The 26,088-nt window shown below is 65.8% G+C and carries 30 protein-coding genes; 17 read left to right on the top strand and 13 right to left on the bottom strand.

What is annotated here, in order from left to right:
* The 5 genes from I6N89_RS20010 to I6N89_RS19990 form a co-directional block, all read right to left on the bottom strand.
* Positions 1-1,203, bottom strand: a complete 1,203-nt coding sequence (locus I6N89_RS20010; RefSeq protein WP_207020204.1) for a toxic anion resistance protein — start codon at positions 1,201-1,203, stop codon at positions 1-3.
* A 37-nt stretch (positions 1,204-1,240) separates the two neighbouring features.
* Positions 1,241-2,140 (bottom strand): 5-bromo-4-chloroindolyl phosphate hydrolysis family protein, encoded by a 900-nt coding sequence (locus I6N89_RS20005; protein ID WP_207020203.1) that lies wholly within the window; start codon positions 2,138-2,140, stop codon positions 1,241-1,243.
* Positions 2,141-2,314: 174 nt separating this feature from the next.
* Positions 2,315-3,163 (bottom strand): hypothetical protein, encoded by an 849-nt coding sequence (locus I6N89_RS20000; RefSeq protein ID WP_207020202.1) that lies wholly within the window; start codon positions 3,161-3,163, stop codon positions 2,315-2,317.
* 24 nt (positions 3,164-3,187) lie between these two features.
* Positions 3,188-3,388 (bottom strand): hypothetical protein, encoded by a 201-nt coding sequence (locus I6N89_RS19995; RefSeq protein ID WP_207020201.1) that lies wholly within the window; start codon positions 3,386-3,388, stop codon positions 3,188-3,190.
* 113 nt (positions 3,389-3,501) lie between these two features.
* On the bottom strand, positions 3,502-4,326 hold the full coding sequence (locus tag I6N89_RS19990; RefSeq protein ID WP_207020200.1) for a pseudouridine synthase: 825 nt from the start codon (positions 4,324-4,326) through the stop codon (positions 3,502-3,504).
* Between the two features lie 78 nt (positions 4,327-4,404).
* Here I6N89_RS19990 and I6N89_RS19985 point away from each other — a divergent pair, with 78 nt between their 5' ends.
* The 5 genes from I6N89_RS19985 (at position 4,405) to I6N89_RS19965 (ending at position 8,662) form a co-directional block, all read left to right on the top strand.
* On the top strand, positions 4,405-4,866 hold the full coding sequence (locus I6N89_RS19985; RefSeq protein ID WP_207020199.1) for a nucleoside deaminase: 462 nt from the start codon (positions 4,405-4,407) through the stop codon (positions 4,864-4,866).
* Positions 4,860-5,399 (top strand): pseudouridine synthase, encoded by a 540-nt coding sequence (locus I6N89_RS19980; RefSeq protein WP_207020198.1) that lies wholly within the window; start codon positions 4,860-4,862, stop codon positions 5,397-5,399. Before I6N89_RS19985 ends, I6N89_RS19980 begins: the two co-directional genes overlap by 7 nt.
* 92 nt (positions 5,400-5,491) lie before the next feature.
* Positions 5,492-6,394 carry a DMT family transporter gene (locus I6N89_RS19975; RefSeq protein WP_207020197.1) on the top strand — a complete coding sequence of 301 codons (903 nt, stop codon included), beginning with the start codon at positions 5,492-5,494 and terminating at the stop codon, positions 6,392-6,394.
* 148 nt (positions 6,395-6,542) lie between these two features.
* Positions 6,543-7,781, top strand: a complete 1,239-nt coding sequence (locus tag I6N89_RS19970) for a Hint domain-containing protein (RefSeq protein WP_207020196.1) — start codon at positions 6,543-6,545, stop codon at positions 7,779-7,781.
* 92 nt (positions 7,782-7,873) lie between these two features.
* Complete coding sequence (locus I6N89_RS19965) at positions 7,874-8,662, top strand: exodeoxyribonuclease III (RefSeq protein WP_207020195.1); 789 nt, start codon at positions 7,874-7,876, stop codon at positions 8,660-8,662.
* A gap of 181 nt (positions 8,663-8,843) precedes the next feature.
* Here the strand turns inward: I6N89_RS19965 and I6N89_RS19960 are convergent, their stop codons facing one another.
* On the bottom strand, positions 8,844-8,987 hold the full coding sequence (locus I6N89_RS19960; RefSeq protein WP_207020194.1) for a hypothetical protein: 144 nt from the start codon (positions 8,985-8,987) through the stop codon (positions 8,844-8,846).
* The gene (locus I6N89_RS19955) at positions 8,984-9,664 is read right to left on the bottom strand and encodes a hypothetical protein (RefSeq protein ID WP_207020193.1); all 681 of its coding nucleotides are present in this window, start codon (positions 9,662-9,664) and stop codon (positions 8,984-8,986) included. Before I6N89_RS19955 ends, I6N89_RS19960 begins: the two co-directional genes overlap by 4 nt.
* A 519-nt stretch (positions 9,665-10,183) precedes the next feature.
* Here I6N89_RS19955 and cls point away from each other — a divergent pair.
* The 5 genes from cls (at position 10,184) to I6N89_RS19930 (ending at position 14,199) form a co-directional block, all read left to right on the top strand.
* Positions 10,184-11,605 (top strand): cardiolipin synthase, encoded by a 1,422-nt coding sequence (gene cls / locus I6N89_RS19950; RefSeq protein WP_207020192.1) that lies wholly within the window; start codon positions 10,184-10,186, stop codon positions 11,603-11,605.
* Between the two features lie 14 nt (positions 11,606-11,619).
* On the top strand, positions 11,620-12,291 hold the full coding sequence (locus I6N89_RS19945) for an endonuclease/exonuclease/phosphatase family protein (protein WP_207020191.1): 672 nt from the start codon (positions 11,620-11,622) through the stop codon (positions 12,289-12,291).
* Between the two features lie 119 nt (positions 12,292-12,410).
* On the top strand, positions 12,411-13,328 hold the full coding sequence (gene trxA, locus I6N89_RS19940) for a thioredoxin (RefSeq protein WP_207020190.1): 918 nt from the start codon (positions 12,411-12,413) through the stop codon (positions 13,326-13,328).
* 26 nt (positions 13,329-13,354) lie between these two features.
* Positions 13,355-13,999 carry an LON peptidase substrate-binding domain-containing protein gene (locus tag I6N89_RS19935; RefSeq protein ID WP_207020189.1) on the top strand — a complete coding sequence of 215 codons (645 nt, stop codon included), beginning with the start codon at positions 13,355-13,357 and terminating at the stop codon, positions 13,997-13,999.
* Complete coding sequence (locus tag I6N89_RS19930; RefSeq protein ID WP_076701529.1) at positions 13,996-14,199, top strand: Trm112 family protein; 204 nt, start codon at positions 13,996-13,998, stop codon at positions 14,197-14,199. The genes I6N89_RS19935 and I6N89_RS19930 overlap by 4 nt, the downstream gene beginning before the upstream one ends.
* 120 nt (positions 14,200-14,319) lie before the next feature.
* Here I6N89_RS19930 and I6N89_RS19925 read toward each other — a convergent pair whose 3' ends face one another.
* Complete coding sequence (locus tag I6N89_RS19925; protein WP_207020188.1) at positions 14,320-15,285, bottom strand: threonine ammonia-lyase; 966 nt, start codon at positions 15,283-15,285, stop codon at positions 14,320-14,322.
* A gap of 108 nt (positions 15,286-15,393) precedes the next feature.
* On the opposite strand from I6N89_RS19925, the gene I6N89_RS19920 reads away from it, so the two are divergent.
* The 3 genes from I6N89_RS19920 (at position 15,394) to rpsO (ending at position 17,453) form a co-directional block, all read left to right on the top strand.
* Positions 15,394-15,927, top strand: coding sequence for a DUF1643 domain-containing protein (locus I6N89_RS19920; protein WP_207020187.1), 534 nt, complete (start codon positions 15,394-15,396; stop codon positions 15,925-15,927).
* A 77-nt stretch (positions 15,928-16,004) separates the two neighbouring features.
* Positions 16,005-16,997, top strand: a complete 993-nt coding sequence (locus I6N89_RS25795) for a calcium-binding protein (protein ID WP_207020186.1) — start codon at positions 16,005-16,007, stop codon at positions 16,995-16,997.
* A gap of 186 nt (positions 16,998-17,183) precedes the next feature.
* Positions 17,184-17,453, top strand: coding sequence for a 30S ribosomal protein S15 (rpsO, locus tag I6N89_RS19910; protein ID WP_076701546.1), 270 nt, complete (start codon positions 17,184-17,186; stop codon positions 17,451-17,453).
* Positions 17,454-17,535: 82 nt separating this feature from the next.
* On the opposite strand, the gene I6N89_RS19905 is transcribed toward rpsO, so the two are convergent.
* A complete protein-coding gene (locus tag I6N89_RS19905) occupies positions 17,536-18,030 on the bottom strand; it encodes a DUF3280 domain-containing protein (protein ID WP_207020185.1) in 495 nt (164 codons plus the stop codon).
* A 216-nt stretch (positions 18,031-18,246) separates the two neighbouring features.
* Here I6N89_RS19905 and I6N89_RS19900 point away from each other — a divergent pair, with 216 nt between their 5' ends.
* Together I6N89_RS19900 and pnp are read left to right on the top strand one after the other, a co-directional pair.
* Complete coding sequence (locus I6N89_RS19900; protein ID WP_328805906.1) at positions 18,247-18,504, top strand: DUF6525 family protein; 258 nt, start codon at positions 18,247-18,249, stop codon at positions 18,502-18,504.
* A 191-nt stretch (positions 18,505-18,695) separates the two neighbouring features.
* The gene (gene pnp / locus I6N89_RS19895; protein ID WP_207020184.1) at positions 18,696-20,849 is read left to right on the top strand and encodes a polyribonucleotide nucleotidyltransferase; all 2,154 of its coding nucleotides are present in this window, start codon (positions 18,696-18,698) and stop codon (positions 20,847-20,849) included.
* Between the two features lie 458 nt (positions 20,850-21,307).
* Here the strand turns inward: pnp and I6N89_RS19890 are convergent, their stop codons facing one another.
* Entirely contained in the window at positions 21,308-21,994 is a 687-nt protein-coding gene (locus tag I6N89_RS19890) for a response regulator transcription factor (RefSeq protein ID WP_207020183.1), read from the bottom strand.
* 155 nt (positions 21,995-22,149) lie between these two features.
* On the opposite strand from I6N89_RS19890, the gene ribA reads away from it, so the two are divergent.
* Positions 22,150-23,244 carry a GTP cyclohydrolase II gene (ribA, locus tag I6N89_RS19885; RefSeq protein ID WP_207020182.1) on the top strand — a complete coding sequence of 365 codons (1,095 nt, stop codon included), beginning with the start codon at positions 22,150-22,152 and terminating at the stop codon, positions 23,242-23,244.
* Between the two features lie 73 nt (positions 23,245-23,317).
* A complete protein-coding gene (locus tag I6N89_RS19880) occupies positions 23,318-23,818 on the top strand; it encodes a L,D-transpeptidase family protein (protein ID WP_207020181.1) in 501 nt (166 codons plus the stop codon).
* A gap of 21 nt (positions 23,819-23,839) precedes the next feature.
* On the opposite strand, the gene I6N89_RS19875 is transcribed toward I6N89_RS19880, so the two are convergent.
* From I6N89_RS19875 to argE, 3 genes are all read right to left on the bottom strand, one after another.
* A complete protein-coding gene (locus tag I6N89_RS19875; RefSeq protein WP_207020180.1) occupies positions 23,840-24,226 on the bottom strand; it encodes a hypothetical protein in 387 nt (128 codons plus the stop codon).
* A gap of 70 nt (positions 24,227-24,296) precedes the next feature.
* Positions 24,297-24,935 carry a GntR family transcriptional regulator gene (locus I6N89_RS19870; RefSeq protein WP_207020179.1) on the bottom strand — a complete coding sequence of 213 codons (639 nt, stop codon included), beginning with the start codon at positions 24,933-24,935 and terminating at the stop codon, positions 24,297-24,299.
* Entirely contained in the window at positions 24,932-26,086 is a 1,155-nt protein-coding gene (gene argE, locus I6N89_RS19865; RefSeq protein WP_207020178.1) for an acetylornithine deacetylase, read from the bottom strand. The genes I6N89_RS19870 and argE overlap by 4 nt, the downstream gene beginning before the upstream one ends.
* Positions 26,087-26,088: the final 2 nt, after the last annotated feature.

The following is a 26,088-nucleotide window of genomic DNA, read 5'->3' as shown; positions in this document are numbered from 1 at the left end:
TCAGGCGCCCGCCGGCACGGAGGTGCCGGCATTGTCGCCGACGCCGTCGCGGCGCGCCTTGGCGGCGGCCAGCGTGTCGCGCAGCTCGTGTTCCATCTTCTTCAGCTCTTCCTCGGCCTTGGCGCGGCGCGCCTTGCCCTCGTCGGCGATCTGGAGCGATTCCTGGATGGTGCCGATCAGGTCGGCATTGGCCTGTTTCACCGCTTCGATATCGAAGACGCCGCGCTCCATCTCCTCGCGGATCACCTTGTTGCTGTCGCGCAGGTTCTTGGCATTTGCGGTCAGCAGCTCGTTGGTGAGGTCGTTGGCGTCACGCACCGCCGCTGCCGCCTCGGCGGAGCGCTGGATGGTGACCGCCTGCGCCAGCTGGGTTTCCCAGAGCGGCACGGTGTTGACCAGGGTCGAGTTGATCTTGGTGACCAGCGACTTGTCGTTCTCCTGCACCAGCCGGATCGAGGGCAGGGACTGCATGGTGACCTGGCGGGTGAGTTTCAGGTCGTGCACCCGGCGTTCGAGATCGTCGCGCGCAGCGCGCAGGTCGCGCAGCTCCTGCGCCTTCATCACCTGATCGTTCTCGGCCGCCGCTTGCACCTCGGCCTCTTTGGCGGGGATGAGGGTGCCGTCCAGCTCCTTCAGCTTTTCCTCGCCGGCGGCGATGTAGAGCGCCAGCTCGTCGTAGAATTGCAGCGTCTTGTCGTAGAGCAGGTCGAGCGACTTGATGTCCTTCAGCAGCGTATGCTCATGCTTGAGCAGGTTGTCGGTGATCTTGTCGATCTGTCCCTGCACCTCTTCGTAGCGCGCGGTGAACTTGGCGAAGGGCGCGGCGCGGCCGATCAACTTTTCCCACCAGCTACGATCGCGGCGCACGTCGAGCTCGGAGACCGAAAAACCCCGGATCGTGGTGACGATGCCGCGCAGGCTGTCGCCCGCCGGACCGACATCTTTGTTACGCACGCCGTCGAGCATCGCTTGGGAGATTTCCTGCAACTCGGATTGCGCCGCCGAGCCGAAAGAGACGATGGAGTTGGTGTCGCCCATGTCGATCTCTGCCATGCGCGAGCGGATCTCTTCGCCGACCTCGGGGGCGGCGTCGGAGAGTGGCACCACCGCATCCGCCTGCGACGGCTCCGGCAGGACCACCGCGTTCACCTCATCGACCATCGCCAGCGCCTTTTCGGCCTCGGCTTTCACATTTTCAGACATCCGGTCTTCCCCACATATTTTGTTGCGGCGCTCCAACTCAACTCAGCCGGACGCCTTCCCGTTGCAGCCGATCCCGCAAAACCTCGATTTCGACGGTCAGGTCGGCATTGTTATCGAGCAGGAGTTTTTCATTTTTCTGACCGAACCCCTCTTCGAGATCGGTCAATAGCATCATGAAATCGCTTTTCGCGGCGCGGTCCTGCGTCCGGCAGTAGATATCGGCGAATTTCACCGCCGCGTCGCGGGCGCCCATCAGGTAGACGCCGAGATATTTGCGCGCCGAGGTCAGGTCGCGCGGATCTTCTTCGACGGTGCGGATGAGCTGCGAGACCTTATGGTGAAAGCGCTCGACGCGGGCCTCGACCTGACGGTCGCCGGCGCGTTTCACCGCCTCGTCCATGGCGCTGAGATAGGATTCGGCCTCGTCTACGACACGGGCGACGCGATCCTGCTGGAAGGTGTCGATGCCTTCCATCCCCTTGTTTTTCATCGGGTCGATGCCGAAGGCGCCGAGATGCAGCACAACCGCCGAGAGCCCGTAAAGCGCGGGGGCGACGACGCCCGGCTCGGCCTTGAACGCGGCGACGGCAACGCCGGCGCCCGCCAGCGCGGCGGCAAAGATCTTGCGCGGGATTGCGGGACGGCGCGCCACGCGGCGCTCGTCATAGGCGGCCTGCGCCCGCAGCCCGTCGCGCAGCAGCCAGGCGCCGAGCAGCAAAGCTCCGGCGCCGGCCAGGCCCGTGACGAGCCCCACCGCGCCGTCGTTGAGCGAGGTTGCGGCCAGCACGATGGGCGGCACGAAAAGCACGTTCGAACGCGCACCCACCGGATCGACCTTGGCGCCGTTGTAATGACTGGGCCGGATCGGTTCGTCGGGGGCGTTTTCTGCTGCTTCCGCCGCGTCGGGACTGTATTTTCCGCCAAATCGTTGGGCCATCTCAGAGCCCGCCCAGCCAGCCGGACGTGACCCCGAAAAGGAGCACGATCAGAAGTACATAGGCCACCTTCTGCAAGGCTGTGCCAGACATGCCGCCTCCGGGATTTTCTCGTTTCGGAGAAAACTTAGGGGGAAAGGCGCGAACTTGCTAGGGGGAAAGACCGCAGATCCGGCTCAGGCCACAAGGTCTATGCGCATGCGATGCCAGAGCAGGTCCGCCTCCAATTCGAACGCGTCGCGACCGGCGCTTGTGACCGATTTTCTTGCCCGCTCTTCAAAGGCTTGGCCCAGAACCGTGATGCGTGCCAGATAGCGGCGGCGGGCGCGGTGGCGATCTCCCGCTTCCCAGGCGCCGATGAGACGAGCGTTTTCCTGCCGAAGCAGCTCGACGAATTTTACGACCGGCTTGCGCAGCTGCTTGATATCGGGGTTTTCGGCACAAAGCGCCGCGATCAGGCCCATGGCGCCGGTCTTCAGCGCCTCGATCTGGCGGGTCAGGTCGCTGTCGTCGAGCGCGGCCACGTCCTGCACCATGCTGTCGAGCGTGGCCTCGATTCGCTCCAGCACTGCTTCCGAGGTGCGCGAGATGGGTGTGTGCGGCGCGGCGCTGACCGCGTCAATGTCGCCCTTGTTCTTCAGCGGGTCGATGCCGAAGGCCGCGATGCTCAGCGCAGCGGCCAGCGCACCAAACCCAATCGGCAGCAGCAGCGAATAGAAATGGTGCCCGGCGAGGATTGTCACCATGATGCCGATCAGCACCGCACCGAGGATTTTGCGCGGGATCCGCGGGGCGCGGGCGATCTCGGCGCTGTCATAGGCGTTTTGCAGCTTTTGACCGCGATGGATGAGCCGCAGGGCCATGATGAAGAGCGACAGTTGCAGCACGGCGGCAAAGGCCGAGGTTGCGCTGCCCTGAAACAGCAGCAGGACCATCGGAAAGGCCGCGAGGAAGAGCACCGCCAGACCGGAATCGAGCGGGCCCATGCCGTCGTCGCGATATACTCCGTAGTCGATGTTGGCCATGACCTCAGGCTCCTTTCGCGCCGCTCAGAGAAGGTAGCTCAGGGCGAAGATCAGCACCCAGAGGGCGGCAAAGGCGAGCTTGGCCTTCGGGTTGCCGCTCTGCCGGATGCGGCTGGCGGCGCTGGACAGCGCCTCATAGGTGTCATGCGCGACCATCCGCAGGTTCCCGAGAACCAGCAGGGTCGTGGCGGTCAGAATGAGCAGGGCCAGGATCGTCGTCATCATGCGAAGATCCTGACCCGGAATCCGGGCGAAAAAGCGGCGGCTTTCGTGAAAAGGTCGCCCAATTTTCGTCAAAGTAAATGAAGGCTTAGCAGCGCGTGTGGCGCGCTGCGCGATCAGCCTTTTCCGGACGCGCCGCGCGGTTTGCGCCGGCGCGTCGGCTGCGGCCGGTCGGGCTTTGCGCCGTCAAGACCGAGCTGGTCGCGGATCACCCGGCCGCGCAGTTCCTGCACTTCGCCGGGCTTCAGCTGGCCAAGCTGGAACGGTCCGTAGGAGACCCGGATCAGCCGGTTCACGGTCAGCCCGATATCGGTCATGGCGCGGCGGATCTCGCGGTTCTTGCCCTCGCGCAGCCCGATGGTCAGCCAGGCATTCGCCCCCTGCTGCCGGTCGAGCGCCACCTGCATCGGCTGGAAGGCCTGACCGTCGATCACCAGCCCAGTGCGCAGCGGCGCCAGCATCTCCTCCGTGGGCCGCCCATTGACCCGGACGCGGTATTTCCGCAGCCAGCCGGTCGCCGGCAATTCCAGCTTGCGCTTGATGCCGCCGTCATTGGTCAGCAGCAGCAGCCCCTCGGAGTTGAGGTCGAGCCGCCCGACGCTCATCACCCGGGGCATGTCGTCGGGCAAATCGTCATAGATCGTACGCCGGCCCTGCTCGTCCTTCGTCGTCGTCACCAGCCCCGGCGGCTTGTGGTAGAGCCACATGCGCGGCGCCTGCGGTGCCTCCAAAGGCTTGCCATCTATGGTGATTTTGTCCTTTTCGGTGACATTCAGCGCGGCGCGGGTGATGGTCTCGCCATTCACCGTCACGCGGCCCATCTCGATCATGCGCTCCGCCTCGCGACGGCTGGCGACGCCGGCGCGTGCCAGCACCTTGGCGATGCGGTCGCCGGGCGGGGTCTTGGGGTCTTTGGTCGGGCGGGCAGGGGGCTTTGTCATGTCTCTCGCCATACTGCAAAGCGGTGCCCGGGGGAAGCCGCCTCGCCAAAGCCGCGCGGCTCGGCTATCACCGCGCGCATGAGCTTTCGCAGTCACATGGATCAGGCGCTCTCCGAGGCCCGGGCCGCCGCCGCGCGCGGCGAGGTGCCGGTGGGTGCGGTGGTCGTTTCACCCTCGGGGACGGTGGTCGCTGCCGCCGGCAACCGGACACGCGAGCTCAACGATCCCACCGCCCATGCCGAGGTGCTGGCCCTGCGCGCTGCCTGCGCGGCGGCAGGATCGGAGCGGTTGCCGGGGCATCACCTTTACGTGACGCTTGAGCCTTGCCCGATGTGCGCGGCGGCGATTTCCTTTGCCCGGATCGCGCGGCTCTACTACGGCGCGGGCGATCCGAAATCCGGCGGCGTTGCGCAGGGCGCGCGGGTGTTTTCGCATCCGCAATGCCATCACGCGCCGGAGGTTTATGACGGGATTGCGGCAAAAGAGGCGGAAAAGCTGCTGAAGGGCTTTTTTGCAGACAGGCGCGAGTCGGGATGCTGATTCTCTTCAACAAGCCCTTCGGCGTGCTGTCGCAGTTCACCGACAAGGGCACCGCCGACAGCCCGCGCGCCACTCTGTCGGATTATATCGACGTGCCGAAGGTCTATCCCGCCGGGCGGCTCGACCGCGACAGCGAGGGGCTTTTGCTGCTCACCGATGACGGACGCTTGCAGGCCCGCATTGCGCATCCGAAATTCAGGAAGCCCAAGACCTATCTGGTGCAGGTCGAGGGCGATCCGCAGGAGGCACAGCTCGCGCAGCTCCGCGCCGGCGTGACGCTGAAGGACGGGCCGACCCGGCCCGCCAAGCTGCGCCGCCTGCCGGCACCCGATCTCTGGCCGCGCGTGCCGCCGGTGCGGTTCCGCAAGACCGTGCCCGATGCCTGGCTGGAGGTGACGATCACCGAGGGCCGCAACCGCCAGGTGCGGCGCATGGTGGCGCATGTGGGCCTGCCCTGCCTGCGGCTGGTGCGCTGGTCGGTGGGCGACTGGACGGTGACAGGGCTCGCGCCCGGAGAATGGCGCGCGCTCTGAGCGGGCCGCTGCGGCGGTTGCGCGACAGATTGTATGACCGTCTGCCGTATGTATCTGGTCTTTCCGGAGAAATCGCGCCATAGCGTGGCGACATGGACCTCTGGATCATCGTCACCATCGCCGCCGCCTTTTTTCAGACCCTGCGCTTCATGGTGCAGAAGGTGCTGAGCATGGGCGGCCTCAGCGCCACCGGCAGCACCTTTGCCCGCTTTGCCTATGCCTTCCCGCCGGCGCTGCTGATCACCGGGCTCTATATCGCGCTGACGGGACAAAGCGTGCCGGCGCTCGGTCCGCTCTTCTGGGCCTATGCGCTGACCGGCGGCACCGGGCAGATCCTGGCGACGATCTGTGTGGTGGCGCTGTTCCGGCAGCGCAACTTCGCGGTGGGCATCACCTTCAAGAAGACCGAGGTCATCCAGACCGCGCTGGTCGGTCTGGTGCTGCTGGGCGAGGGGCTGTCGCCGGTGGGCTGGTGGGCAATCCTCATCGGGCTGGTGGGCGTGCTGCTGCTGTCGGACATGCCGGGGGTGAGCGGACACTGGCTGCGCCGGCTCGGCAACCGGGCGGTGGCGTTGGGGCTTGCCTCGGGTCTCTTCTTTGCCTTCTCGGCGGTGGGCTATCGCGGCGCATCGTTGCAGCTCGATGTCGATGACCCGCTGCTGCGCGCCTCGGTCACGCTGTGCTGCGTGGTGCTGTCGCAATTCCTGGCGATGGCGCTCTGGATGCGCTTTGCCGAGCCCGGGCAGATCACCGCCGTCTGGCGGGCGCGCAAGGTGGCGATCTGGGTGGGGCTGACCTCGATGGCCGGCAGCCTGTGCTGGTTCACCGCCTTCACCCTGCAAAACGCCGCCTATGTGCAGGCGCTGGGGCAGGTGGAGCTGGTCTTTTCGCTGATCGCCTCGGTGATGTTCTTCAAGGAGCGCGTCACCCGCCGGGAACTGGCCGGGATCGGTTTTCTGGCGCTGTCGATCCTGGTTCTGGTCCTGGCGCTCTAAGCACCGCTGGCGCGGCTTTTTCGTCGCACCGCGCACCGCCTTGCCAGCGGTGCCCTGTTCACGATTCGAAAAATGCGGTAAGCGAAAGGAAACAACGCATTAAGATCTCGTCGCCTATATCGGGACGACAGGCAAAGCGGGCAGGTCAATGGCAACAATCTCGGGCACCAGCGGTAACGACTGGATCGACGGCACGTCGGGCGACGATTCGATCTCCGGCGGCGATGGCAGAGACACCATCGTCGGTTACGAAGGCGCCGACACCATCGACGGCGGCATCGGCGACGACAGCGTCGAGGCGGGCGATGGCAACGATGTCGTCGATACCGGCGAGGGCAACGACACCGTCGCGGGCGGCGCCGACGGCGACTCGATCTCGGGGGGCGATGGCGCCGACAGCCTGCACGGCGATACCGGCGACGATACCGTGGAGGGCGGCGCCGGCAACGACACGATCTATGGCGACGACGGCGACGACGTCCTGCGCGATGGCGACGGCGACGATCTGGTCTATGCCGGCGCCGACAACGACCGGATCGAAATCGGCTCCGGAACCGATACGATCTATGGCCATGGCGGCGCCGACGTCTTCGTCATCTCCGCCGACAGCGGCACCAACTATATCGAGGATTACAGCGCCGCCGACGGCGATATCCTGGCGATCAACTACCCCGGCATCACCACCTATGACGAGTTGGCGCCCTATCTCAGCGACGATGGCAACTGGGGCACGCTGATCTCGCTGCCCGACGGCTCGGTGACACAGGTGCGATGGCTCAACTACGCTTCGCTGTCCTCGTCGAATTTCACCTTCGAGTCCGGCGCGGTCTGCCTGTTGCAGGGCACGCTGATCGAGACCGAGGGTGGCCCCCGCCGGGTCGAGACGCTGCGCCCGGGCGACCGGCTGCTGACCCTCGATCACGGCATGCAGCCGCTGCTTTTCAGCAGCTCCTCCACCTATCGGTTCCGCGACGGGCCGCATCGGATGAAGCCTGTCCGCCTGCGCAAGCACGCGCTGGGTCCGGGCTTTCCAGAGCGCGAGCTGCGCGTGTCGCCGCAGCACCGGATCGCGATACCGCAGGACAATCCGCGCCTTCTGGTCGCCGCCAAAAAGCTCGGTGGTCTGGCCGGGGTGAGCGAACGCCCGGGTTGCCGGCTGGCGCATTACTTCCACCTGCTATTGGGCGCGCATGAGCTGATCCGCGCCAATGGCGCCTGGGTCGAGACGTTGCTGGTGACCGATTACACCATCCGCCTCGCCGGTATTCCCGCCGAATTGCAGGGCATGGCCCGCATCCCGGCGCGCCGCGTGGTCTCGGGGTCCGAGGCAGAGGCAGAGGTTGCCGCGCTCTATGCGCCGCCGCTGGCCATGGCGGGCAACGGCTGAGCGGCTTTCTTGTGATGGCATGACGGCGCATAAGCCGGGTTGCGCCCGTGCCGCGCCGGTGCGAGTTTCTCCGCGCGATCAAGGAGAGAGACATGCCGTTCACACTGGCCACCTGGAATATCAACTCCGTCCGCCTGCGCGAGGCTCTGGTGGCCAAGCTGCTCGCCGAAGAAGCCCCCGACGTGCTCTGCCTGCAAGAGTGCAAGAGCCCGGTCGACAAGATCCCGATGGAGCAGTTCCGCGAGCTCGGCTATGGCCATATCGTGGCGCGCGGCCAGAAGGGGTATAACGGTGTGGCGATCCTGTCGAAACAGCCGCTGCGCGATCTCGGCGACATGGATTTCGCCGGGCTCGGCCACGCCCGCCACATCGCCGCCGAGCTGGAAAACGGTGTGACGATCCATAATTTCTACGTGCCCGCGGGCGGCGATGTGCCCGACCGCGCCGTGAACGAGAAATTCGGCCAGAAGCTCGACTACCTCGCCGAGATGCGCGACTGGTTCGCCGGCGAGCGGCCCGGCAAGGCGATCCTGGTGGGCGATCTCAACATCGCCCCGCGCGAGGACGATGTGTGGTCGCACAAGCAACTGCTCAAGGTGGTCTCGCACACCCCGATCGAGGTCGAGGCGCTGGGCGCCACGCAGGAAGCGGGCGGCTGGGTGGACATCACCCGCAAGGATATCCCCGAGGGGCAGCTTTATTCCTGGTGGTCCTACCGCGCCCGTGACTGGGACGCCGCGGACAAGGGCCGGCGGCTCGATCACATCTGGGCGACGCCGGATATCGCGAGCGCCGGCCACAACAGCCGCATCCTGCGCGCCGCGCGCGGCTGGGAAAAGCCCTCCGATCATGCGCCGGTGTTTGCGACCTTCGATCTCTGAGGCGGGGGAAGGCGTAGGGTGGTAACGGGCGGGCTGTTTTTGGCAGGTTCCTGACAATATGGTCGGAGCGCGCGCTATGCGGAGATAGTGTGCTTTCGCAGCGACTGCACCAACGTCAGCTTTCCCATTGAAAGGAAAAACGTTCTTTTATTGAAGGTTGGGCCAAGGCGATGCGGCGAGCCTAGAGATACTTGAGTAGGACAAACGCGATCACGAGGCCGGCTAAGGCCAGTGCCGTGATGAGAGCAACGGTGCCCCCCGCACTGAAACGGATTTTCATGTCCGCCCGTTCAAACTCGAACGTGTAGTGCCCGAGGTCTTTCATGAGCGCCCTCCATTTTCACGGGCCGTTCGCACCACCAGCGCCAGTAGTGCGTCACCATAGACCACCGCCGACTTGCTGATTTGCGTCTCATACGACACCGGATCGTCGGCCCCAGCGTCGGTCTGAAAGCGAATTTCGGAGTAACCACCAGAGAACCGCTCATTGACGGAGATTGCTGCCCATCCGTGCGAAACGCTGATCTCGAATTTGAAATGGCCCGCGTCTGTGCCCGTATCTTCCAGAAGGTCGCAGACCGCTAGAAGACAGTCGATCATGTTGATCCGCGCGGGCAAGCCGTCTTCATCTGCCGGCTGATAGTCGAGAAGCTTGACCACCTCTTGCATGTAGTAATTCTTGATGATCGGCCCCTTGGCCGCGTCCTTGTCGATCATCTCTTGGGGCGCTTCCAGCCCCATCGCGGCGTAGTCCTCGGACGGGTAGTCGCCAGGCTCGATCTCGTCATTGATCCAGCCATCAGCGGACAACCAGGGCTGAACCTCCTGCCCAGCCTTGGTGGCCTTGAGCGTAACCATGCAGGCAATCAGGAAAATGATCGCTTCGCGGCGGGTCATCTCGGGAAGGCTGCGGCCTCGGCCCTTGGCACGCAGACCGGCCTCGGACAGCGAGCGGTCGATCATGAACGCCGTCTCGAAGGGGACGCCGTAAATCTCTGCCATAATCGGGACTAGTTCTTTTGCTCGCATGGGCCTTGCTTCTCGCTTGGAATGAGTAAAACGCATTCCAATACATTTGGCAAGTGAAAATCTCATTCCAAGACATTCGCGACCTGGCGAACGGGGTGTGAGAATGATAGAAGTCTGCATCGGGACGACGACATCGAGAACACGCGGGAAGTGGAGTGCGGCGACCCTTCTGTCACAAACGGTCGTTTTTGCCACGATGTGTCCAGTGCCCGTGCTCATTGAAAAATCATGTGTCACAAACCCCAGGCAAAACCACCTTTGATCTTGTTACGTTTTTGACCTGCCTCCCTAGAGCAGACGTTCGTGCGCAGCGCAGCATTCATTAGAGTGGGCTCGAAGGAAACCTTCGCCACACCGCAAGGAGTTGATTGCCGCAGTCGCCCGCGTATAGGAGGCCGTCTTGTGAAGGATGTTTTCCGTCTTCCCGCATCGCGAACCACTGGAACCCAAGCCCCCTGTCAGGGTTGGACAAAGCCCTGTACAAGCGAGCCCATGATCTTTTCCGACCTGCGCATCCTCTGGTCCGTCGCCATTGCCATCCTGCTGCCGCTCGCCGTGGGCGTCGCCGTCTGGCGGGTGCTGCGGCACGCCCGCACGCCGCAAGGCTCGGTGGCCTGGGTGGTCTTCCTGCTCTCCTCGCCCTGGTTCGCGCTGCCCGCCTACCTGTTCTTCGGCCACCACAAGCTGCATGGCTACACCAAACAGCGCCGCGCCAGCCACGAGGCGATGAAGCGGCTGGAATCCTATGCGCAGGCGGTGCGTCCCCGCGAGCAGCGGCCCGAGTACCGGCTGTTCGAGCGGCTGGCCGGGCTGCCCGTGGTGGGCGGCAACGCGCTGGAGCTGCTGGTCGACGGCGACGCGGTGTTTCCGGCGATCTTCGCCGCCATCGACCGGGCGGAAGACTATGTGCTGGTGCAGTATTACACCATCGTCGACGACGAGACGGGCGGGGCGCTCGCCGACCGGCTCATTGCCGCCGCCGGGCGCGGCGTCACGGTGCGGGTGATCTATGACGGTGTGGGCAGCTATGGGCTCTCGGCATCGTGGCGGGCGCGGCTAATCAAAGCCGGGGTGGAGGTGCTCGACCCGCGCAGCGCCCGCGGGCCGACCTCGCGCTTTCAGGTCAATTTCCGCAACCACCGCAAGACGGTGATCGTGGACGGGCGCGAGGGGTTTCTCGGCGGGCTCAACATGTCCGACACCTATCGCGGGCTGAATCCGAAATTCGGCGCCTGGCGCGACACCCATCTGAAGCTTGCCGGCCCCGCCGTGGCGCAGCTCCAGCTCGCCTATATCGAGGACTGGCACTGGGCCACCGGCGAGGCGCTGGGCCCGTCACTGTTCTGGACGCCGGCGCCTCGCGACGAAGGCGCGGATGCGGTGATCGTGCCCTGCGGCCCGGTCGATACGCTCGACACCGGGGCACTGTTCTATTTCGCCGCGATCTCGGACGCGCGCGAGCGGGTCTGGATCGCCTCGCCCTATTTCGTGCCCGATGGCGACATTCTCTCGGCGCTGAAAACGGCGGCGCTGCGGGGCTGCGATGTGCGCGTGCTGATCCCCGACAGCCGCGATCACTGGCCGACCTGGCTGGCGGCCTTTGCCTATTTCGACGAGGTGCGCGACGCCGGCGTCAAGATCTATCGCTACAAGCCGGGCTTCATGCATCAGAAACTGGTGCTGACCGACGACCGGCTCGTGGGCATCGGCACCGCCAATCTCGACAATCGCTCGTTCCGGCTCAATTTCGAGACCATGGCGGCGGTGTTCGATCATGACTTTGCCGGCGAGGTCGCGGCGATGCTGGAGGCGGATTTTGCCGCCGCCGAGCCGATGACCCAGACGCTCGGCCAGCGGCCGCTCTGGCTGCGCGCCGGGGCGTTGGTGGCGCGGCTGATGGCACCGGTGCTGTGAGGGAGAATACGCGGTTGAAGATCGCAAGCTACAATATCCGCAAGGCGGTGGGGCTCGACCGGCGCCGCGACCCGGCGCGGATCCTGAAGGTTCTGAACGGCATTGGCGCCGATGTGGTGATGTTGCAGGAGGCCGATCTGCGACTCGGCGCCCGCCCGGCGGCGATCCCGCGTTTCCTGATCTCGCAGGAGACCGATTACGAGGTGGTCGATCTGGCGGTGAACGATGTCAGCCTCGGCTGGCACGGCAACGCGGTGCTACTGCGCCGCGGGCTGGAGGCGGAAAGCGTGAAGCGGCTCGATCTGCCGGGGCTGGAGCCGCGCGGCGCCGTGCTGGTAGAGGTCGGGGGCATGACGCTGGTGGGCGCGCATCTGGGGCTGATGCGCCGCTACCGGCTGTTGCAGATGACCGCGATCCGCGAAGAGCTCAGCGGGCGCGAGGCCCGCGCCTTCATCGCCGGCGATTTCAACGAATGGTCCGATATCCGCGGCTACGAGCCCTGGGAGCGGGATTTCCGGCTGGTCCTGCCCGGGCGCAGCTATCACGCTGCGCGCCCCTTCGTGGCGCTCGACGGCTTTGCCTATGGCACCGGGCTGGCGCTGGAAGGCATGGGGGTGGAGCGATCGGGCCCGGCGCGGGTCGCTTCCGATCACCTGCCGATCTGGGCGGAACTCGGGCCGGGCTGAGAGGGCGCGTGCCGCGCGAATGACGGCCGCGATCCCCATGCCGCAGGGCGCGGCCCTTGCAACATCCGGGGTCATGGGCCATTTCTCTGGGCAAAGTGACCGCAGCAGCGGAGGACAGGATGCTGGAACTGGGTGGTAATACGCAGGCGCCGACGGGCGATCTGATCAAAGAGGTGTCCGAGGCCAATTTCATGGCCGAGGTGGTGGAGAAGTCGCAGGAGGTCCCGGTCATCGTCGACTTCTGGGCGCCGTGGTGCGGCCCTTGCAAACAGCTCGGCCCGGCGCTGGAAGAGGCGGTCAAGGCGGCCAAGGGCGCCGTGGTGATGGCCAAGGTCAATGTCGACGAGAATCAGATGATCGCGGGCCAGCTGCGCATCCAGTCGATCCCGACGGTCTACGCCTTCTGGCAGGGCCAGCCGGTCGACGGCTTTCAGGGCGCGCTGCCGGGCTCTGAACTCAAGGCCTTCATCGACCGCGTCGTGCAGGCGGCGGGCGGCGAGGCCGGCGGCGGCGGGCTCGACGATGCCATCGAGGCGGCCGAGGAGATGCTGGAGCAGGGCGCAGCCACCGACGCGGCGCAGACCTTTGCCGCGATCCTCGGCGAAGAGCCCGAGAACGCACGCGCCTATGGTGGCTTTGTGCGGGCGCATATCGCCATGGAGGATCTTGAGCAGGCGGAGGCGATCCTGAACGGCGCCCCCATCGCGATCTCCGAGAGCCCCGAGCTGGAAGCCGCGCATGCGCAGCTTGAGCTGGCCAAGCAGGCCGCCGATGCCGGCCCGGTGGGCGATCTCCTGGCCAAGGTCGAGGCCGATCCCGCCGATCATCAGGCCCGTTTCGATCTGGCGCAGGCGCTTTATGCCGGTGGCGATGCCGAGGGCGCGGTGGCGCAGCTTCTGGAGCTGTTCCGGCGTGATCGCGAGTGGAACGACGGCGCCGCAAAGGCGCAGCTCTTCACCATTTTCGAGGCGCTGAAGCCGAACGATCCGGTGGTGCTGAACGGGCGGCGCAAGCTCAGCTCGATGATATTTGCCTGACGCGTGTGGCGGGCTAATTCGTGGGCATGTCCAGACGTTTTGACCTGCCGGGCACGATCCCGATCTTTCCGCTTCCGGGCGCGCTGCTGCTGCCGCGCGCGCGCCTGCCGCTGCACATCTTCGAGCCGCGCTATCTGGCGATGCTCGACGACGCGCTGAAGAGCGAGACGCGGCTCATTGGCATGATCCAGCCCGACAGCATGGCCGAGCGCGACGGCGGCACCGGTCTGCACCGCATCGGCTGTGCCGGGCGCGTCACGCAGTTCTCGGAAACCGAGGACGGGCGCTACATGATCACCCTCACCGGCCTGTCGCGCTTTCGGGTGCTGACGGAGGTCGAGGGCTTCACCCCTTACCGCCGCTGCGAGGTGAGCTGGGAGGGGTTCGAGCGCGACCAGTCCGGCACCGAGAGCGATGGCTGTTTCGACCGGGCGGGCTTCCTGAAGCTGCTCGATCGGTATTTCGATGCGCGGGGGCTCTCCGCCGACTGGGACACGCTGAAAGAGGCGGAGGACGAGCTTTTGATCAACTCGCTCTCGATGCTTCTGGAATTCGAGGTCGAGGACAAGCAGGCGCTGCTCGAGGCGCCATCGCTACAGACCCGGCGCGAGACGCTGGTGACATTGATCGAATACGCCCTGCGGGGCGGCGGAGAGGATATCATACAATGACAGAGACCGTGACGCCGCCCCCGGCGCCTGCGTTTGACCGGCGGATGCTGGAAGCGCTGATCTGCCCGGCGAGCCAGAGCACGCTCGAATACGATGCCGAGCGGCAGGAACTGGTAAGCCGCGCCGCCGAGCTCGCCTATCCGATCCGCGACGGCATCCCGGTGATGCTGGTCGACGAGGCGCGGCGGCTCGACGATTGACGGCGCATGGTGGGCAGATTGCCCGCCCTAAGGTTGAACAATGTCCTAGGCGCGGCTCGTGCCGGCATAGCATCTTAGGACGGGCAATCTGCCCACCGACCTAGACGCCCGCGCCGATCCTCACATCGTCAGCGCCCGGGCAAACACCGCCGGATCGACATTGCCGCCGGATACCGTGCAGATCACCGCGTCCCCCGCGATCTCGTCGGGACGGAAGAGCGCCGAGGCGAGTGCCACCGCGCCGCCCGGCTCGGCGACGATCTTGAGATGGCGGAACGCCGCCTGCATCGCCCGCAACGCCTCCTCCTCGGTGACGGCAAGGCCGGGCCCACAAAGACGGTGCATGATCGGAAAGGTCAGATTGCCCGGCTGCGGCGTGATGATCGCATCGCAGATATTGCCCGAAAGCTGCGCATTGCGCTCGATCGCGCCGGAGGCCAGCGAGCGGCGCACGTCGTCAAAGCCCTCGGGCTCTGCCGGGCGCACCCGCAGCCCCGGCGCCTTGGCCTCCAGCGCCAGTGCGATGCCGGAGGTCAGCCCGCCGCCGCCGCAACAGACGATCACATCCGCCTCGGTCACGCCGGCCTCGGCGGCCTGCTCGGCGATCTCCAGCCCGCAGGTGCCCTGACCGGCGATCACCAGCGGCTCGTCGAAGGGCTTGATCAGCGTCAGCCCGCGCTCGGCGGCGAGTTTTGCGCCGAGCGCGTCGCGATCCTCGGTGGCACGATCATAGGGCACGACCTCGGCGCCGAGCCCTTTGGTGCCCGCGACCTTCGCCGCCGGCGCGTCCGAGGGCATGATGATCACCGCGGGAATGCCATGCGCGCGGGCGGCGGCGGCAATACCCTGCGCGTGGTTGCCCGAGGAGAACGCGATCACGCCGCGCGCGCGGATCTCCGGATCGAGCGCCGAGATCGCCGACCAGCCGCCGCGGAACTTGAAGCTGCCGGTATGTTGCAGGCATTCCGCCTTCACCAGCACGCGCCGCCCGGCGATCTCGTCGAGAAAGGGCGAGGAGAGCAGCGGCGTGCGCCGGGCGTGGCCGGCCAGCCGCGTGGCGGCGGCTTCGATGCGGGTGATGTCCATGGGGTATCCTGTCGGCTGTCGGCTGTCGTTGGCGGCAACGTGCGCCCGGGGCCGGGGGCTGTCAACGGGGCTTGCGGCCCGGCGCGACGCGGGGCAGGGTCCGGCGCCATGATCGAGCGGACACATGAGGCAGAGGGCGTGGTGTCGCGGGCGCTGTACTCGCCCTGCGAACGCTATCGCTATGGGCTGGAGCGGCGCTGGCGCGAGGGGCCGTCGCTGCTCTATATCATGCTGAACCCCTCGACCGCCGACGAGCTGCGCAACGACCCCACCATCGAGCGCTGCCAGCGCCGGGCGGTACAACTGGGCTTCGGGGCCATGCGCATCGCCAATCTCTTTGCCTGGCGCGCCACGCGGCCCAAGGATCTGCGCCGCGCGACCGCCCCGGTGGGGCCGGAGAATGACGCGCTGCTGCGCGACTGGCAGGGCGCGGCAGAGATGACGCTGGCCGCCTGGGGTGTGCATGGCGCGCATCTCGGGCGCGGTCCTGAGATGGCGGCGGCGCTGGGCGGGGCGCTGCATCATCTGGGGTTGACCCGCGAGGGGCACCCGCGCCACCCGCTCTATGTCTCTTATAAGGTGATGCCGGTGCCCTGGCCCTTGGAAGAGCGCTATGGCGGGGCGGCGTTTCCGGCCTGTTAACCTCGCTCTGCGATATCCGTTGAACGGTGTCCGGGGATCGGGGAAGATCTTCGGTGCCTGTTTTGCGAGGATGGCGGATGCTCTGGCTTGCCGGTTTGATGGGGATGATGGTGCTGGGGTCGGTGGCGATCATCGGCACGCAGGACCCGTCTGTCGATCAGTCCGGCGAAGACGAGGGGGGCGGCGATCCTGAGGATACCGGCGGTACTCTCGCCGATGACGAGGCCGCGGATGAGGCCGGGCTGGCCCCGAATGGCGGGCTGATTGCCACCGGCGGCGATGGCGACGACACGCTGACCGGCACGCCCGAGACCGATCTTCTCGGCGGCGGGGCCGGCGACGATCTGGTCGACGGGCTTGGCGCCGATGACGAGCTGGTGGGCGGCGACGGCGCCGATACGGTGATCGGCGGCGCCGGCAACGACACGCTGCATGGCGATGCGGGCACCGACCTGCTCATGGGGCTCGAGGGGCGCGATGCGCTGTTCGCCCATGACGGTGGCGGCACGCTCGACGGCGGCGAGGACGCGGATGAATTGCAGGGCGGGCTCTCCGGCGATCTGCTGCTGGGCGGCAGCGGCAACGATGCGCTGCACGGGCGCGAGGGGGCGGATACGCTGATCGGCGGGCCCGGCGCCGACACGCTCTTCGGCGGCTGGGACGGTGATCTGCTCTCCGGTGTCGAGCGGGATGGCGACGGCATCGACCGTGACGATGCGGATTTTCTCAATGGCGGCGATGGCGACGACACGCTGGAGATCGGCGCCGGCGATGTCGCCACCGGCGGCGATGGGGCCGACAGCTTTGTCCTCGGGCGCTGGATCGCCGAAGGCGCGGCGCCGATCCTGACGGATTTCGACCAGACCGAGGATCGGATGCTGGTCTTTTACGACGACAGCGGCGGCGCCGCGCCTCCGGATCTGGCGCTGCGCCCCAGTGCCGAGACCCCGGGCATGACCGAGCTCCTGCTCGACGGCGCGCCGCTGGCGATCATGCCCGATGCCGATGCGCCGGCGCTCGACAGCATCGTATTGCTGGGCGAAAGCTCGGCTGCCGCGCTGGGCGCCTGATCCCGCGGCGCACCGCCGTCTGTGGCGAAGGGGCAGGGGCCCCGCCGCGCCGGAATTTTCTTTTCATCTGCGTGGAATCGCCCTATACGCCCGCATCCGCCCCGCGAGGGGGTGGGTTTCTCCATGGGCCCTGCTGGACGACATCCCGGCTTGCGCCATCCACACCAACCTTTGAAGGAGACCCCGATGTCGATCACCGTCGAAGAAAAAAACAAGCTGATGAAGGAATACGCCACCAAGGAAGGCGACACCGGTTCGCCCGAGGTGCAGGTGGCCATCCTGACCAGCCGTATTTCCACCCTGACCGAGCACTTCAAGACCCACAAGAAGGACAACCACTCGCGTCGTGGCCTTCTGAAGCTGGTGGCTCAGCGCCGCAAGCTGCTGGACTACCTGAAGGGCAAGGACGAGGGCCGTTACCTCGACCTCATCAAGCGTCTGGGCATCCGCCGCTAAAGGCATCGGTGGGCAGATTGCCCACCCTACGATTCCGAACGCCCGTTCCGAGAGGAGCGGGCGTTTTGCGTTGCCGCAGGTCTTAGGGCGGGCCGGTGAGCAGCCGCTCGTCGATCAGGAAATCCATGCCCCGGCGCCAGGCGATATCGGTATTGCCGCGAATATCGGTCTGATAGAGCGCGACCACCTCGCCGGTCTCGGCATTGCGCTCGCGCAGGATGACCGTCTGCACCAGAACCGACAGTTTCTGCACCGCGCCGGAAAACGACCGCGCTGCGCCGATCTTGCGCGCCATCGCCGCCTCGCAATGGTTGCAGGTGAAAACCTCGCCATGTTTGTCGAGATCCGCCGCCAGCGGCGCGGTGTCGAGCAGCGCATAACGCCCGCTCTCCGCCAGGCGCTGGCGCAGATGCGTGGTGAGCATCGCGATGCGCGCATGCTCGGCCTCGTTCTTTTCGCCGAATTCGACCTCCTGGCTGAAATTGATGAAGCTGAGATCGAACACCGCCACCGGCAGCGGATCGGCGCGCAACGGCAGCGCCATGAGGCAGAAGAGGCAAAGAAGACGGGCGAACATGGCGGGTCTCCGGGTGGACAGGCGACAAAGGCAGTGTAGCAGGCAGGGCGCCTTGCGTCGGCACAGCCATTCGTCGGTGGTGCCGGGGTGAAACCTCTTGGCAGGCGCGGCGAAAATGGCATATCTGGTATGATATAACATACCATAACTGGAGATGCCCTTGCCCAGCCTCTCGCACCCCACGCCGTCGCCCCGCATCCGACCGGAGCCGCTCCGGTGAGCCGGCGGCAGGGCACCAATTGCGGCGCCACCCGGCTCCGGCGCCGGCATCGCGCGGGCGATCCGATGCGGCGCTTCGATGCGCTGCCGGCGCCGCTGCGGCGCTGGCTGGCCGAGGCGGCGCGCCCCTGGTCGCCGGCCTCCAGCCTCGCCATATGGCGCAAGGTGCGCGCCCGGGGCGGCACGGTCGAGGAGGCGCTGGCCCGGCTCGACCGCGCGGAGCAGGCGCTGCTGGCGCGCGATACCGCCGATTGACGTGCCGTTCCGCCCTGTCACGAGGGTTTTTCTTTTCATTTTGGGGGAAACACTGTATGGCCGCGCCATCTGAGACGTGACGCCCTTGGCCCCCGGGCGCGTGCAGGAGGATAGGGGGCGGCGGCAATGGGGCCGCCATGAAAACGGGAGACCCGGGAGGGCCCGGGAGTGCTCCCTCACAGGATACGAAAATGTTCAATATTTCGAAGAAAAGCATGCAGTGGGGGGAGGAAACCCTCACTCTGGAAACGGGCAAGGTTGCCCGTCAGGCCGACGGTTCGGTGATCGCCACTCTGGGCGAAACCTCTGTCATGGCCAACGTGACTTTTGCAAAAGAGCCGAAGCCCGGTCAGGATTTCTTTCCGCTGACCGTCCACTATCAGGAAAAATACTATGCCGCGGGCAAAGTTCCCGGCGGCTTCTTCAAGCGCGAGGCGCGTCCGACCGAGAAGGAAACGCTGACCGCGCGCCTGATCGACCGTCCGATCCGCCCGCTCTTCGTCCCCGGCTTCAAGCATGAAGTGCTGGTGATGTGCACCGTGCTGAGCCACGATCTGGTCAACGATCCCGACATCGTCGCGATGATCGCCGCCTCCGCCGCGCTGACCATCTCGGGCGTGCCCTTCATGGGCCCGATCGCCGGTGCCCGCGTCGGTTTCGAGGATGGCGAGTATGTGCTGAACCCGACCGTCGACGATATGCAGGGGCTGCGCAACAACCCCGAGCAGCGTCTCGACCTCGTGGTCGCCGGCACCAAAGACGCCGTGATGATGGTGGAATCGGAAGCCTACGAGCTGACCGAAGACGAGATGCTGGGCGCCGTGACCTTTGCGCATGAGCAGATCCAGCCGGTCATCGACCTGATCATCTCGCTGGCCGAATCCGCCGCGAAAGAGCCCTTCGACTTCCAGCCGCCGGATTACTCGGCGCTGTACGAAGTGGTCAAAGGCCTCGGCGAAGACAAGATGCGCGCCGCTTACGCGATCACCGACAAGCAGGAACGCGTCGCCGCCGTTTCCGCCGCCAAGGAAGAGATCAAGTCCCAGCTCAGCGAAGAGCAGCTGGAAGACGCCAATCTCGGCTCGGCGCTGAAAAAGCTGGAATCGACGGTGCTGCGCGCCGATGTGGTGAAGAACAAGCGCCGCATCGACGGCCGCGCGCTGGATCAGGTGCGCCCGATCGTGTCTGAAACCGGTGTGCTGCCGCGGACCCACGGCTCGTCGCTCTTCACCCGTGGCGAGACCCAGGCGATGGTCGTGACCACGCTGGGCACCGGCGACGACGAGCAGATCATCGACGCGCTGCACGGCAATTTCCGCTCGAACTTCCTGCTGCATTACAACTTCCCGCCCTATTCGGTCGGTGAAGTGGGCCGCGTCGGCTCCCCGGGCCGCCGCGAGATCGGCCACGGCAAGCTGGCATGGCGCGCGCTTCAGGCGGTGCTGCCGGCGGCGACCGATTTCCCCTACACGATCCGTGTGGTGTCGGAGATCACCGAGTCGAACGGCTCCTCCTCGATGGCCTCCGTCTGCGGCGGCTCGCTGTCGATGATGGATGCCGGCGTGCCGCTCAAGGCGCCGGTGGCCGGTGTGGCCATGGGCCTGGTGCTCGAAGACGATGGCGACTGGGCCGTGCTGACCGACATCCTCGGCGACGAGGATCACCTCGGCGACATGGACTTCAAGGTTGCTGGCACCGAGAACGGCATCACCTCGCTTCAGATGGACATCAAGGTCGCGGGCATCACGCCCGAGATCATGAAGCAGGCGCTGGCACAGGCCAAGGAAGGCCGGATGCACATCCTCGGCGAGATGTCCAAGGCACTGACCGAAGCGGCGGAATTCTCCGTGCACGCGCCGCGCATCGAGATGATGCAGATCCCCACCGACAAGATCCGCGAAGTGATCGGCTCGGGCGGCAAGGTCATCCGCGAGATCGTCGAAGTGTCGGGCGCCAAGGTCGACATCAACGACGAGGGCCTGATCAAGATCGCCTCGCCCAACGGCGAAGCCATCCAGAAGGCCTATGACATGATCCACTCGATCGTGGCCGAGCCGGAAGAGGGCAAGGTCTACAAGGGCAAGGTCGTGAAGATCGTCGATTTCGGCGCCTTCGTGAACTTCTTCGGCAAGCGCGACGGTCTGGTGCATGTGTCCCAGATCGAGAACCGCCGCCTGAACCACCCCTCGGACGTGCTGAAGGAAGGCCAGGAGGTCTATGTGAAGCTTCTGGGCTTCGACGACCGTGGCAAGGTGCGCCTGGCGATGAAGATGGTCGACCAGGAAACCGGCGAAGAGCTGCCGCCGGAAGCGAAAAAGAAAAAGGAAGACGACGCCGCCGAGTAAGGCGCCCTTCCGAGAAACACGAAACGCCCCGGTCGAAATGCCGGGGCGTTTTTTGTGGCCGGACCATTTCGGTTTTTTGGGCCGGGATGGGAGAAATTATCGGTTTCTTCAGATCTGGCTGTTGATCTGGTCGCCGTAAATGGTTCTGCCGCCCCACTCACGGACTCGCGCGGTTGGAGGGCCTCGGCGGGGATGCCGGGGCCCTTGTTTTTGCAGGATTTCCTGCGAGGCGGGCAAGGCCGCCGCGGTGCCGGGCGAAATAGGCAAAAAAAAGGCCGGGCAAAAAGCCCGGCCAGGTCCAACAGGGAGGTGCATGCGATAACCCGCACATGCAACGGGAACTCTTGGCGTCGGTAATATTATACCAGATGGATACTACTTTGATCTGCGTCAAGCGGGAAGTAGGACCTTTTGATACTCGGCAGAATTGTGCCGGCTGTGCGCAAATCGGCACATTTTCAGGCGACGAGCCGATATCCCCCCGATTCCGTGACGAGAATGCGGGCATTTGACGGATCGGGCTCGATTTTCTGGCGCAGGCGGTAGATATGCGTCTCGAGCGTGTGGGTGGTCACCCCGGCATTGTAGCCCCAGACCTCATGCAGCAGCACGTCGCGCGCCACCACGCCCTCGGTGGCGCGGTAGAGGAACTTGAGAATGTTGGTTTCCTTCTCGGTGAGACGGATCTTGCGGTCGTCCTCGGTCACCAGCAGCTTCATCGACGGGCGGAACGTATAGGGGCCGACGGTGAAGACCGCGTCTTCGGATTGCTCGTGCTGGCGCAGCTGGGCGCGGATGCGGGCGAGCAGCACCGGGAACTTGAAGGGCTTGGTGACGTAATCGTTGGCGCCGGCATCGAGCCCGAGGATCGTGTCGGCATCGGTGTCGTGGCCGGTCAGCATGATGATCGGCGCCTTGACGCCCTGCTTGCGCATCAGCCGGCAGAGCTCGCGCCCGTCGGTGTCGGGCAGGCCCACATCGAGAATGATCAGCTCGTAGTTCTGTTCCTTCACGCGAGACATGGCGCCGGCGCCGTTCTCGGCCTCGAAGACCTCGAAATCCTCGGTCATCACCAGCTGTTCGGCCAGCGCCTCGCGCAGGTCGTCATCGTCGTCCACCAGAAGGATGTTCTTGATCTGAGGCATCTTTATCTCTCCGTGTCGTCTTGCCCTCACATGGAAACACCGTTGCGTGTGGACAAGATTTGCTGCACCAGTTTCACGCCCTCGTGTTGAACGGAGGCTTTTGTTACAAGGCACAAGCTGATTTATTTCAGCGCCGCCGTTTGGAAAGAGCCCGGATGCCCCTTGCGCCCAACCTGATGGAGATCCTTGCCCGTGCCCGCGCCGATCTGCGCATGGGTGTGCCGGTGGTGCTGTCGGGCGAAGGCGGGCAGGGCGCGCTGGTGCTCGCTGCCGAGACCGCGACAGAGGACCGGCTGGCGCTGCTGCGCGCGGCGGAGGGCGATCTCGACCTGGTGCTGACGGCGCGGCGGGCGGCGACGCTGAAGGCGCGGGTCTATGACGGCGATCTGGCGCGGGTGGCGCTGCCGCGCGATGCCGATCTTGACTGGGTGCGCAACATCGCCGATCCGGCGGACGATCTGTCGATGCCGATGAAAGGCCCGCTGAAGGAGCGGCGCGGTGGCGATGTGGCGCTGCACCGGCTGGCCATCGGGCTGGCGAAATCCGCGCGGCTTTTGCCGGCGGCGCTGGTGCTGCCGCTGGAGGCGCCGATGGGCGTGGCGATGCGCGAGAACCTGACGCTGGTCGACGGGGTTGCGGCGGCGCCCTCGATGCTTCTCTTGTCCAATCTCGATCATGTGGTCTCGGCCCGGGTGCCGCTGGAGACGACCGAGAATGCGCGGCTGCACATCTACCGTCCGGCGGACGGCTCCGAGGAGCATTACGCCGTCGAGGTGGGCCGCCCGGACCGTCACAAGCCGGTGCTGGCGCGGCTGCATTCGGCCTGTTTCACTGGCGATGTGCTGGGCTCGCTGAAATGCGATTGCGGCCCGCAGCTGCATGCGGCGCTGGCACGGATGGGCGAGGAGGGCGCGGGCGTGCTGCTCTATCTCAACCAGGAAGGGCGGGGGATCGGGCTTGCCAACAAGATGCGTGCCTATGCGTTGCAGGATCAGGGCTTTGACACGGTGCAGGCCAATCACCGGCTGGGCTTCGAAGACGATGAGCGCGATTTCCGGCTGGCGGCCGAGATCCTGCGGCGAATGGGGTTCAATGCGGTGCGGCTGCTGACCAACAACCCCAACAAGCTTGCAATGATGGAGCGTTCGGGCATCGCCGTCGCCGAGCGGGTGCCGCTGAAGGTGGGCAAGACCGCCTTCAACGCGCATTACCTTGCCACCAAGGCGGCGAAATCGGGGCATCTGCTGTAGGGTGGGCAATCTGCCCACCGATTCTCAAGAACAAACGCAAGGTGGGCAGATTGCCCACCCTACGGAGGTTTCTATGGAGATGGTTCTGACATCGTTGGGTCTGCGGTTCGCCGGGCGGGTCTGGCCCTGCTCCATCGGGCGCGGCGGGATCCGTGCCGACAAGCGCGAGGGCGACGGGGCAACGCCGGTGGGCGCGCACCGCATTGTCGGTACGCTCTACCGGCCCGACCGGGTGGCGCGGCCCGCGCCCTGGGCCGATCCGATCCTTCCCGGCGATCTCTGGTCCGACGATGCCGGCGATCCCGCCTATAACACGCTGGTGCGCGCGCCCTATGCGCCCAGTCACGAGTGCATGCGCCGTGCCGATCCGCTCTATGATATCGTGCTGCTGACCGACTGGAACTGGCCTGACGCGGTGCCGGGGCGCGGCTCGGCGATCTTTCTGCACCAGTGGCGGAGGCCGGGCTTTCCGACAGAGGGCTGCATCGCGTTCCGCCGCGATCATCTGCGCCAGATCGCGGTGCTGGCTGCCCCCGGCACCCGGCTCATCGTGCCGGAGACCATGGCGGGGTAAGGCGCTGCCGGTTCCGCCGGGCTATTCGGGATAGGCGCGCCGGGCCTTGGCCATGCCCACGACCTTGTTTCCCGCCTTCGCGGTTGCGGTCCATTCATAGGTGTGGCTGCCGCCGGGCGGGCAGGGGCTTTTGTATTTGAACGCGCCGAAAGGCAGCTGGCCGCTGCCGGAGATCTTGAGCTTGCCGCCACCGTGGTTGTAGCTCGGTACGTCTAGATCCTTGAGCCGGAACTCGACCGAGGTCGTCCCGGCGGGCAGATCCTTGATCGTGAAGGCCGGAGAGCCGACCCGGTTGGGCCGCCCGTTCGTACAAAGCGGGATGTCGCCCCAGTTGAAGGAAACGGCAAATTCAGCGCTTGCGGTGCCGGCGGAGAGCAGCAGCGCGGCGACGATTGGCAGGACTCGCATATACACACCCTTTCTCGTGTCCTCTGGAGAATTGCCGCGAATGCGGCGCCGGGCAAGCGATAGATCAGGCTTACGACATCCGGCGCACGCTCATCGAGATATGGGCGCGGCGGATGAGGGCGGCGGCCTGAGTGTCGCCGGCACGCAGCGCCGTCTGTGTCTCGCGCATCTCGCTGAGAAAGATTGCGCATTCGTCGGCCAGATCCATATGCGGGATGGATTTCAGCCAGATCCGCGCGGTGCGGAAATAGAGTCGTTCGGTCATCTCGCGCAGCGCCGCGTTGCCGGTGAGCGAGAGGCCGAAGCTGTGATATTCCATATTGAGCTGGGCAAAGCCGCGCGGCTCCGGCGCGGCCAGCAGCGTCTCGCCTCGACCGACGAAGCGCTCGACCTCATCGAGCATTTCGGGCGTCACCGGCAGCGGGTCGAGCGTGCCGGCGAGCTGAGCCAGCTCCAGCCGCAGCGCATAGACCTGCGCCATCTCGCCGATCTCGACATCGGTCACCAGCGTGCCGACGCCGTGGCGGCTTTCGACCAACCCCTCGTCCTCGAGCCGCGCCAGCACCCGGCGCAGCGGTGTGCGCGAAGTGCCGAATTCCTGGGCCAGCGCGGTTTCCGACAGCAGCGTGCCCGGCGGGTAATCGAGCAGGCAGATGCGGGCGCGCAGTTCCGCGTGCAGACGCTGGAACCGCCGCGCCGCGCCGCTCACGCCGCGATGCTCCGCGCCACGCCCTCCAGCATGGTCAGGCATTGCGAGAGCTGATCGCGCGAGACGTATTCGTCGGGCTTGTGCGCCTCCTTGATCGAGCCGGGGCCGCAGACCACGACCGACATGCCCATCTCCTGGAAGAGCCCCGCCTCGGTGCCGAAGGGCACCACGTCGCAGGCGTCGTTGCCGGTGAGCTGCGCCACCAGATCGCGGGCGGCGTTCTCGGGCAGCGGTTCCAGCCCGGCGACCTCGCCGATCACCTGGGTCTCGATGCGGGCGGCGGGGTTCACCTTGCGCATGGCGGGCAGCAGCTCGGTCTCGACATAGGCGTGCAGCGCCTCCTTGACGAAACCGGCGTCAGAGGCCTGTACCGGGCGCATTTCCCAGTCGACCTCGGCAAAGCCGGGGATCACATTATGCGCGACACCGCCATAGAGCCGCCCGACATTGACCGTGGTCCAGGGCGGATCGAAGCGCGAATTCGCCGGCACGCGGGTTTTCAGTTGCTCGGCCAGCGCCATTAGCCGGGTGACATAGCGCACCGCGTATTCGACCGCGTTCACCCCGCGCTCGGGCGCCGAGCCGTGGCCCTCCAGCCCGTGGAAACGGCAGGTATATTCGCAGCAGCCCTTGTGACCCTCGATGATGCGCATGTCCGTGGGCTCGCCGACAATGGCCATGCGGGGTGCATAGCCGCGCTTTTCCAGCTCGGGCACCAGCGCGCGGGCGCCCATGCAGCCCACTTCCTCGTCATGGGTGAAGCACAGATGCACCGGGCGCTTCAGCGGGGTTTCGGCCAGCGGGTCGGCCATGGCGACGGCGGCGGCGATGAAGCCCTTCATGTCGCAGGCGCCGCGCCCATGCAGCCGGTCGTTGCGCTCGGTGAGCTGGAACGGGTTGGAATGCCAGACCTGATCGGTGACCGGCACCACGTCGGAATGGCCCGACAGCACCACGCCGCCCGGCACGTCCGGGCCGATGGTCGCGAACATGTTAGCCTTGGCGCCGCTGGCGTCGGCAAACAGCTCTACCTTGGCGCCGTGATGTTCAAGCCGGTTGGCCATCCACGCCATCATGTCGAGATTGCTGTCGCTCGACACGGTGGGGAAGGAGATGAGTTCGGCCAGAAGGGCTTCGGTCTCTTTCAGCATAG

The sequence above is a fragment of the Salipiger abyssi genome (genome assembly GCF_017311415.1).
In the GTDB taxonomy this organism is placed as follows: Bacteria; Pseudomonadota; Alphaproteobacteria; order Rhodobacterales; family Rhodobacteraceae; genus Salipiger; species Salipiger abyssi_A.
Note: the sequence above shows the minus strand (reverse complement) of the source record. Positions and strands in the feature narration are given on the sequence as shown.

Bases quoted from the DNA above. Each gene is read 5' to 3' on its own strand.
- ribA (WP_207020182.1), top strand. From the start codon at position 22,150: ATGCCCCTTGCGCCCAACCTGATGGAGATCCTTGCCCGTGCCCGCGCC.
- pnp (WP_207020184.1), top strand. From the start codon at position 18,696: ATGTTCAATATTTCGAAGAAAAGCATGCAGTGGGGGGAGGAAACCCTC.
- I6N89_RS19970 (WP_207020196.1), top strand. From the start codon at position 6,543: ATGGCAACAATCTCGGGCACCAGCGGTAACGACTGGATCGACGGCACG.
- trxA (WP_207020190.1), top strand. From the start codon at position 12,411: ATGCTGGAACTGGGTGGTAATACGCAGGCGCCGACGGGCGATCTGATC.
- I6N89_RS19960 (WP_207020194.1), bottom strand. From the start codon at position 8,987: ATGAAAGACCTCGGGCACTACACGTTCGAGTTTGAACGGGCGGACATG.
- I6N89_RS19890 (WP_207020183.1), bottom strand. From the start codon at position 21,994: ATGCCTCAGATCAAGAACATCCTTCTGGTGGACGACGATGACGACCTG.
- cls (WP_207020192.1), top strand. From the start codon at position 10,184: ATGATCTTTTCCGACCTGCGCATCCTCTGGTCCGTCGCCATTGCCATC.
- I6N89_RS19925 (WP_207020188.1), bottom strand. From the start codon at position 15,285: ATGGACATCACCCGCATCGAAGCCGCCGCCACGCGGCTGGCCGGCCAC.
- I6N89_RS25795 (WP_207020186.1), top strand. From the start codon at position 16,005: ATGCTCTGGCTTGCCGGTTTGATGGGGATGATGGTGCTGGGGTCGGTG.
- I6N89_RS20005 (WP_207020203.1), bottom strand. From the start codon at position 2,140: ATGGCCCAACGATTTGGCGGAAAATACAGTCCCGACGCGGCGGAAGCA.
- I6N89_RS19930 (WP_076701529.1), top strand. From the start codon at position 13,996: ATGACAGAGACCGTGACGCCGCCCCCGGCGCCTGCGTTTGACCGGCGG.
- I6N89_RS19880 (WP_207020181.1), top strand. From the start codon at position 23,318: ATGGAGATGGTTCTGACATCGTTGGGTCTGCGGTTCGCCGGGCGGGTC.
- I6N89_RS19875 (WP_207020180.1), bottom strand. From the start codon at position 24,226: ATGCGAGTCCTGCCAATCGTCGCCGCGCTGCTGCTCTCCGCCGGCACC.
- I6N89_RS19965 (WP_207020195.1), top strand. From the start codon at position 7,874: ATGCCGTTCACACTGGCCACCTGGAATATCAACTCCGTCCGCCTGCGC.
- I6N89_RS20010 (WP_207020204.1), bottom strand. From the start codon at position 1,203: ATGTCTGAAAATGTGAAAGCCGAGGCCGAAAAGGCGCTGGCGATGGTC.
- I6N89_RS19935 (WP_207020189.1), top strand. From the start codon at position 13,355: ATGTCCAGACGTTTTGACCTGCCGGGCACGATCCCGATCTTTCCGCTT.
- I6N89_RS19985 (WP_207020199.1), top strand. From the start codon at position 4,405: ATGAGCTTTCGCAGTCACATGGATCAGGCGCTCTCCGAGGCCCGGGCC.
- I6N89_RS19995 (WP_207020201.1), bottom strand. From the start codon at position 3,388: ATGATGACGACGATCCTGGCCCTGCTCATTCTGACCGCCACGACCCTG.
- I6N89_RS19980 (WP_207020198.1), top strand. From the start codon at position 4,860: ATGCTGATTCTCTTCAACAAGCCCTTCGGCGTGCTGTCGCAGTTCACC.
- I6N89_RS20000 (WP_207020202.1), bottom strand. From the start codon at position 3,163: ATGGCCAACATCGACTACGGAGTATATCGCGACGACGGCATGGGCCCG.
- I6N89_RS19975 (WP_207020197.1), top strand. From the start codon at position 5,492: ATGGACCTCTGGATCATCGTCACCATCGCCGCCGCCTTTTTTCAGACC.
- I6N89_RS19905 (WP_207020185.1), bottom strand. From the start codon at position 18,030: ATGTTCGCCCGTCTTCTTTGCCTCTTCTGCCTCATGGCGCTGCCGTTG.
- I6N89_RS19920 (WP_207020187.1), top strand. From the start codon at position 15,394: ATGATCGAGCGGACACATGAGGCAGAGGGCGTGGTGTCGCGGGCGCTG.
- rpsO (WP_076701546.1), top strand. From the start codon at position 17,184: ATGTCGATCACCGTCGAAGAAAAAAACAAGCTGATGAAGGAATACGCC.
- I6N89_RS19955 (WP_207020193.1), bottom strand. From the start codon at position 9,664: ATGGCAGAGATTTACGGCGTCCCCTTCGAGACGGCGTTCATGATCGAC.
- I6N89_RS19990 (WP_207020200.1), bottom strand. From the start codon at position 4,326: ATGACAAAGCCCCCTGCCCGCCCGACCAAAGACCCCAAGACCCCGCCC.
- argE (WP_207020178.1), bottom strand. From the start codon at position 26,086: ATGCTGAAAGAGACCGAAGCCCTTCTGGCCGAACTCATCTCCTTCCCC.